The 13,685-nt window shown below is 74.1% G+C and carries 14 protein-coding genes; 8 read left to right on the top strand and 6 right to left on the bottom strand.

Translation table 11 applies throughout. The annotated features are described in order from the left end of the window. Positions 1 to 82: 82 nt before the first annotated feature. On the bottom strand, positions 83 to 583 hold the full coding sequence (locus MTP13_RS00340) for an NUDIX hydrolase (protein ID WP_243569092.1): 501 nt from the start codon (positions 581 to 583) through the stop codon (positions 83 to 85). A 53-nt stretch (positions 584 to 636) separates the two neighbouring features. On the opposite strand from MTP13_RS00340, the gene MTP13_RS00335 reads away from it, so the two are divergent. After that, entirely contained in the window at positions 637 to 1,275 is a 639-nt protein-coding gene (locus tag MTP13_RS00335) for an SDR family oxidoreductase (protein ID WP_243569091.1), read from the top strand. A 271-nt stretch (positions 1,276 to 1,546) separates the two neighbouring features. Next, positions 1,547 to 1,708 carry a hypothetical protein gene (locus MTP13_RS00330; protein WP_243569090.1) on the top strand — a complete coding sequence of 54 codons (162 nt, stop codon included), beginning with the start codon at positions 1,547 to 1,549 and terminating at the stop codon, positions 1,706 to 1,708. Positions 1,709 to 1,786: 78 nt separating this feature from the next. Here the strand turns inward: MTP13_RS00330 and MTP13_RS00325 are convergent, their stop codons facing one another. Further along, on the bottom strand, positions 1,787 to 2,830 hold the full coding sequence (locus MTP13_RS00325; protein WP_243569089.1) for a PHP domain-containing protein: 1,044 nt from the start codon (positions 2,828 to 2,830) through the stop codon (positions 1,787 to 1,789). Between the two features lie 142 nt (positions 2,831 to 2,972). Between MTP13_RS00325 and MTP13_RS00320 the strand changes: the two genes are divergently transcribed. Beyond that, positions 2,973 to 3,275, top strand: coding sequence for a DUF1540 domain-containing protein (locus MTP13_RS00320; protein ID WP_243569088.1), 303 nt, complete (start codon positions 2,973 to 2,975; stop codon positions 3,273 to 3,275). A gap of 84 nt (positions 3,276 to 3,359) precedes the next feature. On the opposite strand, the gene MTP13_RS00315 is transcribed toward MTP13_RS00320, so the two are convergent. After that, on the bottom strand, positions 3,360 to 3,878 hold the full coding sequence (locus MTP13_RS00315) for a MarR family winged helix-turn-helix transcriptional regulator (RefSeq protein WP_243569087.1): 519 nt from the start codon (positions 3,876 to 3,878) through the stop codon (positions 3,360 to 3,362). A gap of 103 nt (positions 3,879 to 3,981) precedes the next feature. Between MTP13_RS00315 and MTP13_RS00310 the strand changes: the two genes are divergently transcribed. Further along, the gene (locus MTP13_RS00310) at positions 3,982 to 4,554 is read left to right on the top strand and encodes an NADPH-dependent F420 reductase (RefSeq protein ID WP_243569086.1); all 573 of its coding nucleotides are present in this window, start codon (positions 3,982 to 3,984) and stop codon (positions 4,552 to 4,554) included. A 5-nt stretch (positions 4,555 to 4,559) separates the two neighbouring features. Here the strand turns inward: MTP13_RS00310 and MTP13_RS00305 are convergent, their stop codons facing one another. Beyond that, entirely contained in the window at positions 4,560 to 5,285 is a 726-nt protein-coding gene (locus MTP13_RS00305) for an MBL fold metallo-hydrolase (RefSeq protein WP_243570894.1), read from the bottom strand. A gap of 121 nt (positions 5,286 to 5,406) precedes the next feature. On the opposite strand from MTP13_RS00305, the gene MTP13_RS00300 reads away from it, so the two are divergent. After that, positions 5,407 to 6,180 carry an NUDIX hydrolase gene (locus tag MTP13_RS00300; protein WP_243569085.1) on the top strand — a complete coding sequence of 258 codons (774 nt, stop codon included), beginning with the start codon at positions 5,407 to 5,409 and terminating at the stop codon, positions 6,178 to 6,180. A 1-nt stretch (position 6,181) separates the two neighbouring features. Next, the gene (locus tag MTP13_RS00295; protein ID WP_243569084.1) at positions 6,182 to 7,648 is read left to right on the top strand and encodes a phytoene desaturase family protein; all 1,467 of its coding nucleotides are present in this window, start codon (positions 6,182 to 6,184) and stop codon (positions 7,646 to 7,648) included. Positions 7,649 to 7,671: 23 nt separating this feature from the next. Here the strand turns inward: MTP13_RS00295 and MTP13_RS00290 are convergent, their stop codons facing one another. Beyond that, a complete protein-coding gene (locus MTP13_RS00290) occupies positions 7,672 to 9,114 on the bottom strand; it encodes an MDR family MFS transporter (RefSeq protein WP_481158101.1) in 1,443 nt (480 codons plus the stop codon). Between the two features lie 155 nt (positions 9,115 to 9,269). On the opposite strand from MTP13_RS00290, the gene MTP13_RS00285 reads away from it, so the two are divergent. Beyond that, on the top strand, positions 9,270 to 10,415 hold the full coding sequence (locus tag MTP13_RS00285) for an AI-2E family transporter (protein ID WP_243569083.1): 1,146 nt from the start codon (positions 9,270 to 9,272) through the stop codon (positions 10,413 to 10,415). Between the two features lie 43 nt (positions 10,416 to 10,458). Here MTP13_RS00285 and MTP13_RS00280 read toward each other — a convergent pair whose 3' ends face one another. Next, positions 10,459 to 11,820, bottom strand: coding sequence for a GNAT family N-acetyltransferase (locus MTP13_RS00280; protein ID WP_243569082.1), 1,362 nt, complete (start codon positions 11,818 to 11,820; stop codon positions 10,459 to 10,461). A gap of 580 nt (positions 11,821 to 12,400) precedes the next feature. On the opposite strand from MTP13_RS00280, the gene MTP13_RS00275 reads away from it, so the two are divergent. Further along, the gene (locus tag MTP13_RS00275; protein WP_243569081.1) at positions 12,401 to 13,684 is read left to right on the top strand and encodes a multidrug effflux MFS transporter; all 1,284 of its coding nucleotides are present in this window, start codon (positions 12,401 to 12,403) and stop codon (positions 13,682 to 13,684) included. Position 13,685 lies beyond the last annotated feature (1 nt).

Here is a 13,685-nt window from a genome sequence, read left to right as displayed (position 1 = left end):
GCGGTCCTCTCGTCGCTCGCGCCGCGCGGGCGCTCCGTCAGGATACGCAGCCCCGCCGGCGTGTGACGCCATGTTCCGCGGCTCAGCTGCCGCCGTCCCCGACCCGGCCGCCCGCCGCCCCGCCGAGGGTCGCGACGAGCGCGGAGAGGGCCGGCCGCTGGCCGACGACGAGCCGTTCGGCGGCGCGACCGAGCGGCATCCACTCGGCGCGGTCCACCTCGGGGAACGCGACCGTCCGGCCCGAGTGCGGGGGCCACTCCAGCTCGAACGTCTCGCTGACGACCGAGTCGACCTCGAAGCCGGGGGCGGCGAGGGCGAAGACGTGCACGGTCTTGCCCGAGGCGTAGCGGACCGGGCCGAGGTCGACGGGCTCGCCCTCCGGCGCCGGCACGCCGATCTCCTCGGCGAACTCCCGCCGGGCCGCGGCGAGCGGCTCCTCGCCCGCATCGAGCTCGCCCTTCGGGATCGACCAGGCCGCGGCATCCTTCTTCGCCCAGTAGGGCCCGCCCATATGGCCGAGGAAGACCTCGAGCTCACCGCCTCGCTCGCGGTGCAGCAGCAGCCCGGCGCTCGTCACCGGCATCCGGTCCTCCGTTCAGGGTCGGGCGCTAGCGTTGATGGGGGAAGGGAGCCGACATGACCCGCATCCTGATCATCGGCGGCCACGGCAAGGTCGCCCGCCTCACCGAACGCCTCCTCGCCGATCGCGGCGACGAGGTCGACGCGGTGATCCGCAATCCCGAGCACGCCGAGGCGGTGCGCGCCGCCGGTGCGAACGCCGTGCTGGCCGACGTCGAGCAGCTCGACGTCGACGGGCTCGCCGAGCTCATCGCCGGCCACGACGCCGTCGTCTGGTCGGCCGGCGCGGGCGGCGGCAACCCGGAGCGCACCTACGCCGTCGACCGCGATGCCGCGATCCGCTCGATGCACGCCGCCGAGCAGGCCGGCGTGCGCCGCTACGTGATGGTGTCGTACTTCGGCTCGCCCGACCGGGTCGAGCCCGACACGAGCCCGTTCCGGCACTACGCGGCCGCGAAGGCGGCCGCCGACCGGGAGCTCGCCGGCAGCGAGCTGGCGTGGACGATCCTCGGGCCGAGCACGCTCGAGAACGGCCCCGGCACGGGCCTGATCGACACGACGGCCGGGCAGAGCGGCGCGGTCGACCGCGCAGACGTCGCCGCCGTGATCGCGGAGACGCTCGCGCAGCCCGCGACGATCGGCCGCACGATCCGCTTCAACCGCGGCTCGACGCCGATCGCCGACGCCCTCGTCTGACCGTCCGCGCCCGATCCCGGGGGCGATGGCCGCGACCGGGCGCGTCAGTCCTTCGCCTTCACGAGCGACCAGAGCGCGCTGAGCAGCAGCACGCCGCCGACGAGGGCGATGAGTCCGAGGACCGTCCAGAGCACCGTTTCGATCGTCATGGTTCCTCCCCAGGGTCGATGCCGCCATTCTGCTCCTGAGGCCGGCGCTTGACCAGGGGCGGCGCGCCGCGCCATCCGTCAACCCCGTTGCCGCGGGCCGACGCGCGCGGCACGCTGGCAGCATGAACCGAACGGATGACCCTCGCGACCCGGGTGCCCCTCGCGACCCGGATGCCCAGGAGCTCGAGCCGCACGAGGGCGAGGAGCTCGACGCGCTCGAGGCCGACAACGCCGTCGAGGAGGACCAGCTGGAGAGCCTCGACCCGGAGCAGCCGCCGGCCTGAACGCGCTCCCTCCCGCTGGGGGCGCCAAGACGTCAGTTTCTGCGGGTGTGGCGCCCGCGCGACCCGCAAATCCTGACGTCATGCCGGACCGGCGGGGGCCGAGCCGGCCGCCCAGGCGAGCAGGCGCTCGAGCGGCCAGGTGTTCACGATCCGCTCGGCGGGCACGCCGGCGCGTTCCGCGCGGGCGGCGCCGAGCCCGAGGAACGCGAAGTGCCCCGGCGCGTGCGCGTCGCTGTCGATCGAGAACAGGCAGCCGGCGTCGAGCGCGAGCGCGATGAGCTCGTCCGGCGGGTCCTCGCGCTCCGGGCGGGAGTTGATCTCCACGGCGACGCCGTGCTCGGCGCAGGCGGCGAACACGGCCCGCGCGTCGAACTCGGACTGCGGCCTCGTCCCCCGAGAGCCCCGCACGAGCCGACCGGTGCAGTGGCCGAGCACGTTCAGCCGCGGGTTCGCGATCGCGCGCAGCATCCGCGGCGTCATCTCCGCGGCGGGCATCCGCAGCTTGGAGTGGACGCTCCCGACGACGACGCCGAGCCGAGCGAGCAGCTCGTCGCGCTGGTCGAGCTCGCCGCCGGCGAGGATGTCGACCTCGATGCCCGGGACGAGGCGGATGCCGAGGCCGTCGCCCTCGCCGTGCCCGGTGTCGAGGGCCTCGATGAGGTCGAGCTGCGTCTCGAGGCGCTCGGCGCTGAGCCCGTTCGCGACGCGGAGGCTGGGGGAGTGGTCGGTGACGACGAGGTACTCGAGCCCGGCGTCGCGAGCCGCGGCGGCCATGACGGGCAGGCTCGTCGTGCCGTCGGACCAGTCGGTGTGGCTGTGCAGGTCGCCGCGGAGCTCGCGGCGCAACGGGCTCTCCGCCTCGCCGCCGCCGAGTTTGGCGCGGAGCTCGGCGAGGTAGTCGGGCACCCGCCCCTCGGCGGCCTCGGCGATGACCGTGTAGCTCGTGTCGCCGATGCCCTTCGTGCGGCGCAGGGAGCCGTCGGCGATGCGGCGGGCGAGCTCCTCGGCGTCGAGCCCGGCGATCGCGGTCGAGGCCCGGCGGAACGCCTTCGCCTTGAACGGGTTCGCCAGCTCCCGTTCGAGCAGCAGGGCGATCTCGTCGAGCGCGTCGGCGGCATCCATGCCCCCATCCTCGCGCCGCGGGCAAGGTGAGGCAATCCTAATCAAGAAATCTCGCCTGATCTGCGGAAAAACACCGCGCAATGCGTGGCGGGTCGGTGGTCGCCGGAGTAGCATCGCCCGCAACGAGACGACGGAGGCCGACATGAGCATGACCCTCGACGAACTGCCCCGCGTCACCGAGTGTTCGGTGGCCGGCTGCTCCTACAACGACCACTCGCACTGCCACGCCGCGGCCGTCACCATCGGCGGCTCGGTCGGCGACGCCGAGTGCGCGACCTTCATCCCGCTGAGCGCGAAGGGCGGGCTCGACAAGGTCGTCACGCACGTCGGCGCCTGCCAGCGTGCGGAGTGCATCCACAACGATCAGCTCGAGTGCAGCGCCCCGGCGGTCCGCATCGGCGCCGGTGCGGACGACGCCGACTGCCTCACCTACGAGGTGCGCTGAGCGGCGATCCGCCGGCACCGCCACGAACCGCCCGCCCCGGTGATCAGTCCCGGGGCGGGCGTCGTCGTCCCCGGCTGGGCCCGGCTACGCGATGCGGGTGCGCGGGCCCTCGCTGAACTGGCACGAGGTGGCGTTCAGCCGTTCCTCGGGGTCGAGCCTGCCGAGCACGGCGCCGGCGATCTCGTAGAGCTGCTCGAGCTGGGTGGGGCTGAGGGCGTCGAGCACGTTCGAGCGCACGGCGCGCACGTGGCCCGGGGCGGCCTGCTCGATCAGGGCGAGGCCCGCGTCGGTGATCGTGGCGTTCGTGGCCCGGCGGTCTTCGGGGCAGGGGAAGCGGCGCACGAGCCCGCGCGCCTCGAGTCGGCGCATGACGTGCGAGAGCCGGGGGAGCGTCGCGTTCGTGAGTGCGGCGAGCGCGGTCATGCGCATGGTGCGCTCGTGGGCGCCGGCGAGCGACATGAGCGTGACGTACTCGAAGTGGGTGAGGCCGACGTCGGCGCCGAGCTGGGCGTCGAGCGCGCTCGGCAGCAGTTCGGCGACCGCGACGAGGCGCACCCAGGCGGCGGATTCCTCGGGCGAGAGCCAGGGGGTCGGGTCGGTCATGGGCTCAGTCTACCGCAATAGTTGACGCAACAACTGAATCCGCGTAGGGTGTTGGTTGTCAGATCAACTAATGGCGTCCGAGTGGCGCCCGGAAGGAACGGCAATGACCACGGTCAGCATCATCGGCAGCGGCAACATGGGCAGTGCGATCGGCGCGATCGTCGCCGCGGGCGGCAACTCGGTCGAGGTGATCGGCCGCGACGCGACCGCCATCACCGGCGAGATCGTCGTGCTCGCCGTGCCCTACCCCTCGCTCGCCGAGATCGTCGAGCGCCACCGCGACGCCCTCGCCGGCAAGATCGTCGTCGACCTCACGAACCCCCTCGACTTCTCGACCTTCGACCGCCTGGTCGTGCCGGCCGACGGCTCCGCCGCGGCCGAGCTCGCCGCCGCCCTGCCCGACTCGAAGGTGCTGAAGGCGTTCAACACGAACTTCGCCGCCACCCTCGCCTCGAAGACCGTCGGCGGCGCCGTGCCCACGACGGTGCTCATCGCCGGCGACGACGAGTCGGCGAAGGCCGCGCTCGCCGAGCTCGTGCGCGCCGGCGGCCTCGAGGCGGTCGACGCAGGCAGCCTCGCCCGGGCCCGCGAGCTCGAGTCGATCGGCTTCCTCCAGCTCACCCTCGCGGTGCAGGAGCGCATCTCCTGGACGGCGGGCTTCGCCCTCGTCAAGTAGGCGGTTCAGCCCCGCTCGCGGCGAAGGTAGGCGAGCTGCGCACGGACGGATGCCTCGGCCGCCTCGCGGACCGAGGCATCCGTGTCGTGATAGACCGCATCGGTGACCGCCTCGGCGGAGGCGCCGGCGCCGAGCTCGGCGAGCGCCGCGCGCACCTGGTCCAGCCGCTCGGCGCGGTGCGCGAGGTACGCGTCGCAGACCGCCGCGAGGTCCGGCAGCACCGGGCCGTGGGCGGGCAGCACCGGCACCGGAGCATCCGTCGCACCCGCGAGCGCGCGCAGCCGCTCGAGCGAGGCGAGGTAGGGGCCGAGCGCCCCGTCGGGATCGGCGATGATCGTCGTGCCACGGCCGAGGATCGTGTCGCCCGTGAGCACCGCGGGCCCCGCCTCGCCGTGCACGACGACGCAGGCGGAGTCGGCGGTGTGGCCCGGGGTGTGCAGCACCTCGAGCGCGAGGCCGGCCGCGCGCATCGTCTCGCCGTCGACGAGCGGCGCCGCTCCGACGCAGTAGGCCGGGTCGAACGCCCGCATCGGCGCGCCGACCAGCTCGGCGAAGCCCAGGGCGCCCGCGACGTGGTCGGCGTGGTGGTGCGTGATGAGCACGAGCTCGACGGGGCCCGCCGCCGCGAGCCGAGCGAGGTGCGCCGCGTCGTCGGGCCCCGGGTCCACGATCACCGCGCTCGCCGAGCCGGGCGCGCGCAGCACGTAGGAGTTCGTTCCGTCGAGGGTCATCGGCCCGGGGTTCGGCGCGAGCACGATGGTCGCCTCGCTGCTCGCCCGCTCGCCGTCCGTCCGGTTCCGCTCGCTCACGCAGGCAGTGTACCCGCGCGGCGCGCGGGCATAGGCTGTCGACATGGACGCCCTGAACGAGCAGGTGCCGGCCAGCACCGCTCCGCCCGAAGCGCCGCCCGCTGCCGCCGTCCCACCGGCCGCTGCGCCGTCGGCCCCTGCCCCGCCCGCCCTCGGCGCGGCCGCGACCGTCGTGCTCCTGCGCGACGGCGAGCTCGGGCTCGAGGTGCTCCTCGCCGAACGCCCGCACGACCGCGGCTCGTTCCGCGGCGCCTGGGTGTTCCCCGGCGGCGCCGTGGACCCGGACGACGCGCACGGCCAGGCCGTCGACGACATCGAGAGCGCCCGCCGCGCCGCCGTCCGCGAGACGCGGGAGGAGATCGGCATCGACGTCGACCCCGACGAGCTCGTCGCGTTCTCGCACTGGGTGCCGCCGATGATCGCGCAGAAGCGGCTCGTCACGACGTTCTTCGCCGCCCGCATGCCCGACGGCGAGCTGCGCCCCGCGCCGGACGAGCTCGTCGCCGTCGCCTGGATCCGGCCGGCCGAGGCGCTCGAGCGGCACGCCTCGGGAGCGATGACGCTCTGGCCGCCGACCTGGGTGACGCTGCACGGGCTCGCCGCCGAGGCCTCCGTCGACGCCGCCCTCGCGCGGTTCCGGCAGCGCGAGCTGCACCGTTTCGCGGGTCGCTTCGACGCGGCCGGCACGACGCTCCTCTGGCAGGAGGATGCCGCGTACCTCGCCTCCGACGGCGCCGAGCACGGCGCCGGCCTCGACGGTCCGCGGCACCGGCTGGTCATGACCGGGCTGCCCTGGCAGTACCTCTCGGCGTTCTGAGATGAGCGACGTCACCGTCGTCGGCAGCGGGCCGAACGGGCTCGTCGCCGCCGTCGTGGCCGCTCGGGCAGGACTCGACGTGCTCGTGCTCGAGGCCGAGGACACGATCGGCGGTGCCACCCGCACCGCCGAGCTCACGCTGCCGGGGTTCCGCCACGACGTCGGCTCCGCGGTGCATCCCGCCGCGTTGGCCTCGCCCGTGCTGCGCGAGCTCGGGCTGCTCGGCGAGACCGGGGCCGCGCGCGGACTGCGCTGGATCGTCCCCGAGCTGTCATACGCGCACCCCATGCCCGGCGGCGGCGCCGGGCTCGCCTGGCGCGAGCTCGAGCGCACGGTCGTGGGGCTCGGCGCCGACGGCGGCGACTGGCGTCGCCTCGTCGGCCCCCTCGTCTCGCGCATCGAGGGCGTCGTCGACTTCACGGGCTCGCAGCTGCTCCGGATGCCGCGGGACCCCGTCGCCGCGCTGCGCTTCGGCGCCAGGGCGGTCGATCAGGGCACGAGCCTGTGGAGCTCGCGGTTCAGCGGGCCGGTCGCTCCGGCGCTGCTCACCGGCGTCATCGCGCACGCCGCCGGGCGGCTGCCGAACCTCGCCTCCGCGGGCGCGGGGCTGCTCCTCGCTGCGCACGGCCACGCCGGCGGCTGGGGATTCCCCGAGGGCGGGGCGCAGCGCATCGCCGACGCGCTCGCCGCCGAACTCCGCCGGCTCGGCGGCCGCATCGAGACGGGCGTCCGGGTGCGCGAGCTCGCCGAGGTGCGGCAGAGCCGGGCGGTGCTCCTCGACACCGGCCCGGGACTGCTGCGCACGGCGCGACTGCCGCGCCGCTACGTGCGGGCGCTCGGCCGCTACCGCTACGGCAGCGGGGTGGCGAAGGTCGACTTCGCCCTCGACGGGCCCGTGCCCTGGGCGGTGGCCGAGGTCGGCCTCGCGCCGACCGTGCACCTCGGCGGCACGCGCAGCGAGATCGCCGCGGCCGAGCAGGCGGTCGCCGCCGGGCGCCAGCCGGGCACCGACGGTGCGCCGAGGCATCCCTTCGTCCTCGTCACGCAGCCGAGCGTGCTCGACGCGAGCCGCGCGCCGGCCGGGAAGCAGGTGCTCTGGGCGTACACGCACGTGCCGGCCGGCTCGACCTTCGACGCCACCGAGCTCATCACGGCGGAGGTGGAACGCTTCGCGCCGGGGTTCCGCGACCTCGTGCTCGGCGCTGCGGCGAGCACGGCCGCCGATCTCGAGCGCGGCAATGCGAACCTCGTCGGCGGCGACCTCAGCGGCGGGGCGACGACGCTCGCGCAGCTCGTGAAGCGTCCCGTCGTCTCGCGGACGCCGTGGCGGACGCCCGTCGACGGCGTCTACCTCTGCTCGGCGTCCACGCCGCCGGGCCCCGCGGTGCACGGCATGAACGGCTGGTACGCCGCCCGGCTCGCGCTGCGCGAGCGCTTCGGCATCCGCCTCCCCGAGCTGCGGGCGTAGCCGCCGCCCGCGCCGCCCGCGCTTCAGCCGGCGGCGGACGGCTCGCTCGGGGCGAGCTCGACGTCCTCCACCCGCGCCCGGGGCATCACCAGGGCCGCGACGATCGTCGCCGCCGCGGCGACGATCACGGCGACGAAGACCGCGGTCGCGGCGCCCTGCACCGCGACGGGGGAATGGTCGCCGAGCCCGGAGCGCTCGATCACGCCGTTCGCGACCGCGCCGAAGACCGCCACGCCGACGGCGCTGCCGACCGAGCGGAGGAACATGTTCGCACCCGTCACCACACCGCGCTCCGACCACGGCACCGAGGACTGCGCCGCGATGAGCGTCGGCGAGGCGACGAGGCCGAGGCCGAGGCCGACGATGAAGCAGGCGAGGGCCGCCGTCCACGGGTTCGGCACGAACGACGCGGCGATGAGCGCCGCGGCCCCGGCGATCGCGATCGCGAGGCCGATGAGCGCCGTGGTGCGGAACCCGAGGCGCAGGTACAGCCGTCCCGACTGGGACGCCGAGATCGGCCAGCCGAGCGTGAGCGCCGCGACCGCGAGGCCGGCGATGAGCGGGCTCGACCCCGCCGACACCTCGAGGAACGTCGGCACGTAGGAGGTCAGCCCGATGAGCACGGCGCCGACGCCGAGCGAGATCAGCGAGGTCGTGACGATGAGCCGGCGGGAGAACACCCAGAGCGGCAGCACGGGCTCCTTCGCCCGCAGCTCGATGAACACGAACGCGACGATGAGGGCCGCACCGAGGCCGAAGGCGCCGAGCGACTGCCAGGACAGCCACGACCAGGCCTGGCCGCCCTCGAGCACGGCGAGGATGAGCAGCGTGAGCCCGATCGTGAGCACGATCGAACCGCTGACGTCGATCGTGTGCTTCTCGCGGCCGAGCGACTCGTGGTAGCGGCGCCACAGCACGACGGCGGCGATGACGCACAGCGGGATGTTGATGAAGAAGATCCAGCGCCAGTCGAGGTAGCCGGCGAACAGCCCGCCGAGCGTCGGCCCGATCACCGAGGACGCGGCCCAGACGCTCGCGATGTAGCCCTGCACCCTGGCGCGCTCGCGCACCGTGTAGATGTCGCCCGTGATCGTGATCGAGACCGGCATCACCGCGCCCGCCCCGAGGCCCTGCACCGCACGGAAGACGATGAGCGAGGTCATGTCCCAGGCGAAGCCGCAGAGCACCGAGCCGAGCAGGAACAGGCCGATGCCGACGAGCATGATCGGCTTGCGGCCCACCGTGTCGGCGAGCTTCGCGTACACCGGCACCGAGACGGCCTGGGCGAGGAGGTACACGGAGAACAGCCACGGGAACTGCGCGAAACCGCCGAGGTCGCGCACGATCGACGGCACCGCGGTCGCGAGGATCGTCGAGTCGATGGCGATGAGGCCCGTCGCGAGCATGAGCGCGATGAGCACGGGCCCCCGCTCCGAGCGGAATCCGACGGCGGTCTCTGCGGTCACGGTGCTCCTTCCGGCGGGCGCGCGTCGCCCACGGGCGCACTTCCCCCTGAGGTCAACGCGGTCGGCGCCCGTTCATTCCGAGCACAGGAGATTCGGCCTGTCAACTCGCCGCGGGGGACCTTCCGCGACGTGCCGGGCGCGGCTACGGTCGGAGCATGCGGATCCCGTCGAAGTCCCGATCGGCCTCCGGCCAGGCGAAGGCCGAGGCCACCGTGCGCGACGCCACGAGCAGGCCGGCCGACGTGGTCGAGCTGCCGTCGTTCCGCGTCAACGCGTTCCGGATCGGCTTCACCGCGACGCTGGGCGTGCTCGTCGCGCTCGCGCTCGGCGGCATCGTCGGCCAGCTCTCCACCGTCATCCTCTACGTGGCGCTCGCGCTGTTCCTGGCGCTCGGCCTGGACCCGGTGGTCAGCTGGATGCAGCGGCGCGGCCTGCCCCGCTGGGCCGCGATCCTGATCGTCTTCGCCGTGGTGATCGGACTCTTCGTCGGTCTGATCGCGACCATCGTGCCGATCGTCATCACCGAGAGCACCCGCATCGTCAACGACTGGGACCGCATCGTCGTCGCGGTGCGCGAGAGCCAGCTCGTGAGCTGGATCAACGGACTCACGGGCGGCGACTCGATCGACCAGGCCATTCAGGCGATCGGCGACTGGCTGAGCGATCCGGCGCACATCGGCTCGCTCGGCGGCGGCCTCCTCGCCGTCGGCGCGGGCATCGCGGGCGGCTTCACGGGCGCGACGATCGTGCTCATCCTCACCCTCTACTTCCTCGCCTCGCTGCGCTCCATGAAGCGCGCCTCGGCCCGTTTCGTGCCGGCCAGCTCGCGCCGCGCCTACCTCGACGTCGCCGGCGACATCACCGGCGCCGTCGGCCGCTACGTCATCGGCCAGGTCACCCTCGGTGCCGTGAACGGCGTGCTCAGCCTCATCTACCTCACGATCATCGGGGCGCCGGCGCCGATCCTGCTCGCCTTCGTCGCGTTCCTCTGCTCGCTCGTGCCCCTCATCGGCACGCTCACGGGCGCGGTCATCATCTCGCTCGTGTCGTTCGCGGCCTCGCCCGTGACGGCGCTCGCCGCCGCCATCTACTACCTCGTGTACATGCAGGTCGAGGCCTACGTCATCAGCCCGCGCATCATGAACAAGGCGGTCGCGGTGCCCGGCGCCCTCGTCGTCATCGCGGCGGTCGCGGGCGGCACGCTCGGCGGGGTGCTGGGCGCCCTCGTCGCGATCCCGGTCGCGGCGTCGATCATCATCATCCTCGAGAAGGTCGTCTTCCCGCGCCAGGACGCCCGCTGAGGCGAGCGCCGCGGCGGGTGCGTCCTCGCCCGCCGGGGCGGCGTCAGAACCAGATGCTGAGGCGGGGCGCGCGGTTCGTCGCGAACAGGCGGTCGGCGACCGCGAGCGAGCCGGGCCCGGTCTCCTCGACGCGGCCGGCGCGGGCCAGCAGGCTCGCCCTGGCGTCGCCGAGGTACATCGCGGCGAGGGCGTCGACACCGAGCCGGAGGCCGTGCGCGGGCTTCGAGCGGCGGGTCGGCGCCGTCGCCGCGCGGGTCGTCGACGAGGCATCCGCTCCGCCGTCGAGCCTCTGGACCTCCGCGACCCCGCGCGCCGAGACCTCGAGCGCGTAGCGGCCGGCCGCGTGGCCGAGCGGGTCGTCGAGCTCGAGCACGAGCGAGCCCGGGCCCTCGTAGCGGCGCGCCTCGAGGGCGGCGACGGGGTCGAGGATGCGCAGCCAGAGGTGATCGCCGATGGTCGTCGTGATCGCCCGCTGGTCGGCGAGGAGCCAGCGGAGCGGCTCGTCGATGGAGCGGAGGCGGGCGCGCACGGTCGACACGAAGTCCTGCTCGAGCAGGAAGCGCCACAGCGCCGCCTCGGCCTCGTCGCTCGCGGCGGCCAGGAAGTCGAACTCGAGGACGCCCGCGCCCATGCCGTCGCGCGCGATGCGGTAAGAGACGAAGCCGTGCGCCTGCCCGCGTTCGTCGTCGTAGCGGGCGACACGGGTCGCCCTGGCCGGCTCGCCGGCGGGGTCCTCGAGGCCGAGCACGCGATCGACGAGCGCCGGCCAGCGGTCGATCTCGCCGGGCGTGCGGGCGACCTGGCGGCGCACGATCTGCCCGGCCGTGCGGCGGAATCCCGCGGCATCCGTGACGAAGCGCACCCGGCCCGGCGCCTCGGCGCCGGCCCACTCGACCCGGCGACGATCGATCTCGAGGGTCGCCGCGCGCGCGGCGGGCGCGTAGCCGTAGCGGCCGTAGAGCGTCGCCTCGGTGGCGGTGAGCACCGCGACGGCGGCGCCCGCGGTGACGGCGTTCGCGAGCTCGGCCTGCATCATCGCTCTGGCGATGCCGCGGCGGCGGTGCGTCGGGGCGACGGTCACGGCCGCGACGGCCCAGCCGTCGACGCTGCGGCCGCCGGGGACGCTGAGGCCCGTCGGCCAGCTCGCGACCGTCGCGACGGGGATGGCGTCGCCGAGCCCGGGATCGTAGACGCCCTGCACCCGGCGGTCCTGCAGCAGGGCGCCTTCGCGCTCGAGGGTCTCGGGCGTCGGCCGGGGGTGGTGGAAGCCGCGGTGCTCGGCCTGCGACCAGGCGGTGAGCGCCTCGTGATCGTCGGGGGAGAGCACGCGGTAGTCGAGGCCGAGGCGGCCGAGGCGGGCAGCGGTGGCGGGGTCTGCGGGGAAGGCGCGGAAATCACTCGACACGTTCGCCACCCTACTCACCCCGCCTGAGCGCCACCGGTCTGCCGCCGCCTCGCCCCGCCCGCCGCCTCGCCCCCGCACAGAACTCAGGAACGCCCCCGCCCCGCTGCCCTGCCCCGCCCACCACAACTCAGGAACGCCCCCGTCGGCTGCCCCCCCCGCCCATCACAACTCAGGAACGCCCCCGCCGGCTGCCCTGCAGAACTCAGGAACATCTGGCGGATACGGGCGGCGTGGATGCCGAAAGCCCAGGTCGGCGGCCGGTGGTTCCTGAGTTGTGCGAGCGGGAGGGGCCGGGCGGATGGGGGCGTTCCTGAGTTGTGCGAGCGGGGAGGGGCCGGGCAGCCCGGGGAAGTTCCTGAGTTCTGTGAGCGGGGATGCGCTAGCATGGACGATCTCGAATCGATTCGATACCGCGGACGCCGTCGGCGACCCGGGCGCGGGCACTCGACCCGTGCGCGATTCGAGCCCAGGGCCCGGCACGCCGGATCCGATCCCGGCGGGCTCGCCCGGCCCGCCCGGCCAGCACCGCCCATCCAGCACCGCCGCCCGCGCCCAGCCGCCGCATCCGTCCAGGGAGCCCATGTCCACCGCCTCCATCCCGATCATCCGCCCCGATGACACCGGCTCGGTGTCCTCCGTCAGCGCGCACCCCGGCGACCGCCTGAGCCGCCGCCAGCGCCTCGTCTACGTGCTCGTGCTCGGCGCGCTCACCGCGCTCGGGCCGTTCACCGTCGACCTCTACCTGCCGGCGTTCCCCGTGCTGCAGTCTGAGCTCGGTGTCGGCGCGGCGGCCGTGCAGCTGACGCTCACCGGCACGATGATCGGCTTCGGCTTCGGACAGCTCATCGTCGGGCCGTGGAGCGACAAGGTCGGTCGGCGGCTGCCGCTCATCCTCTCGACCCTGCTGCACATCGCGGCCTCGGTCGGCGCCGCGTTCGCGCCGGACATCACCTGGCTCGCGGTGTTCCGCCTGCTGCAGGGCTTCGGCGCGGCGGCCGGCGGCGTCGTCGCGATGGCGATGGTGCGCGACCTGTTCGGCGGCAAGCCGCTCGTGCGCATGCTCTCGCGCCTCGCGCTCGTCAACGGACTCGCGCCGGTGCTCGCGCCCGTCATCGGTTCGCAGCTGCTGCAGGTGATGGACTGGCGCGGCGTCTTCTGGGTGCTCGCCGCCTACGGCGTCGTCGTCGTGCTCTGCGTCGCCTTCCTCATCGTCGAGACGCTGCCGAAGCAGCGCCGCCACGCCGCGGGGCACTCGACGATGCGCGAGCGCTACCGCGCCCTGTTCCGCGACCGCGTGTATCTCGGCGCCGCGCTCGTCGGCGGCATGGTGTTCACGGGCCTGTTCGGCTACCTCTCGACCTCCTCGTTCCTGTTCCAGGAGGTGCACGGCTTCACGGCGCAGCAGTACGGGCTGCTCTTCGGCGTGAACTCGGTCGGCATCATCATCGGCGTGCAGACGAGCTCGCGACTCATGCGCGGCCGGGTGCAACCGCAGTGGATCCTCGCGGTGACGACGCTCGTGCTGCTCGGCTCGGCCATCGCGATCGCGGTGCTCGACCTCACCGGCGCCGGCCTCTGGGGCACCATCGTGCCGCTGTTCCTGTTCATCATGGCGTGCGGCTTCTCGTTCCCGGCGGTGCAGATCCTCGCGCTCGCCTCGCACGGCAACGAGGCGGGCACGGCGGCCTCGCTGCTCGGCGCGCTGAACTTCGGGCTCGCCGGCCTCATCTCGCCGCTCATCGGTCTGATGGGCGTCGGCAGCGCCGTGCCCATGGCGATCGTGATGACCGCGGCGGCCCTGGTCGCGATCGTCGCGTTGTGGGCGCTCGTGCGCCCGCGCAGCGTGCCGCCGCTCGGCGACTGAG

The organism is Agromyces soli, from assembly GCF_022811605.1.
Taxonomy (GTDB): domain Bacteria; phylum Actinomycetota; class Actinomycetes; order Actinomycetales; family Microbacteriaceae; genus Agromyces; species Agromyces soli.
This window is presented reverse-complemented; position numbering and strand designations above follow the sequence as displayed.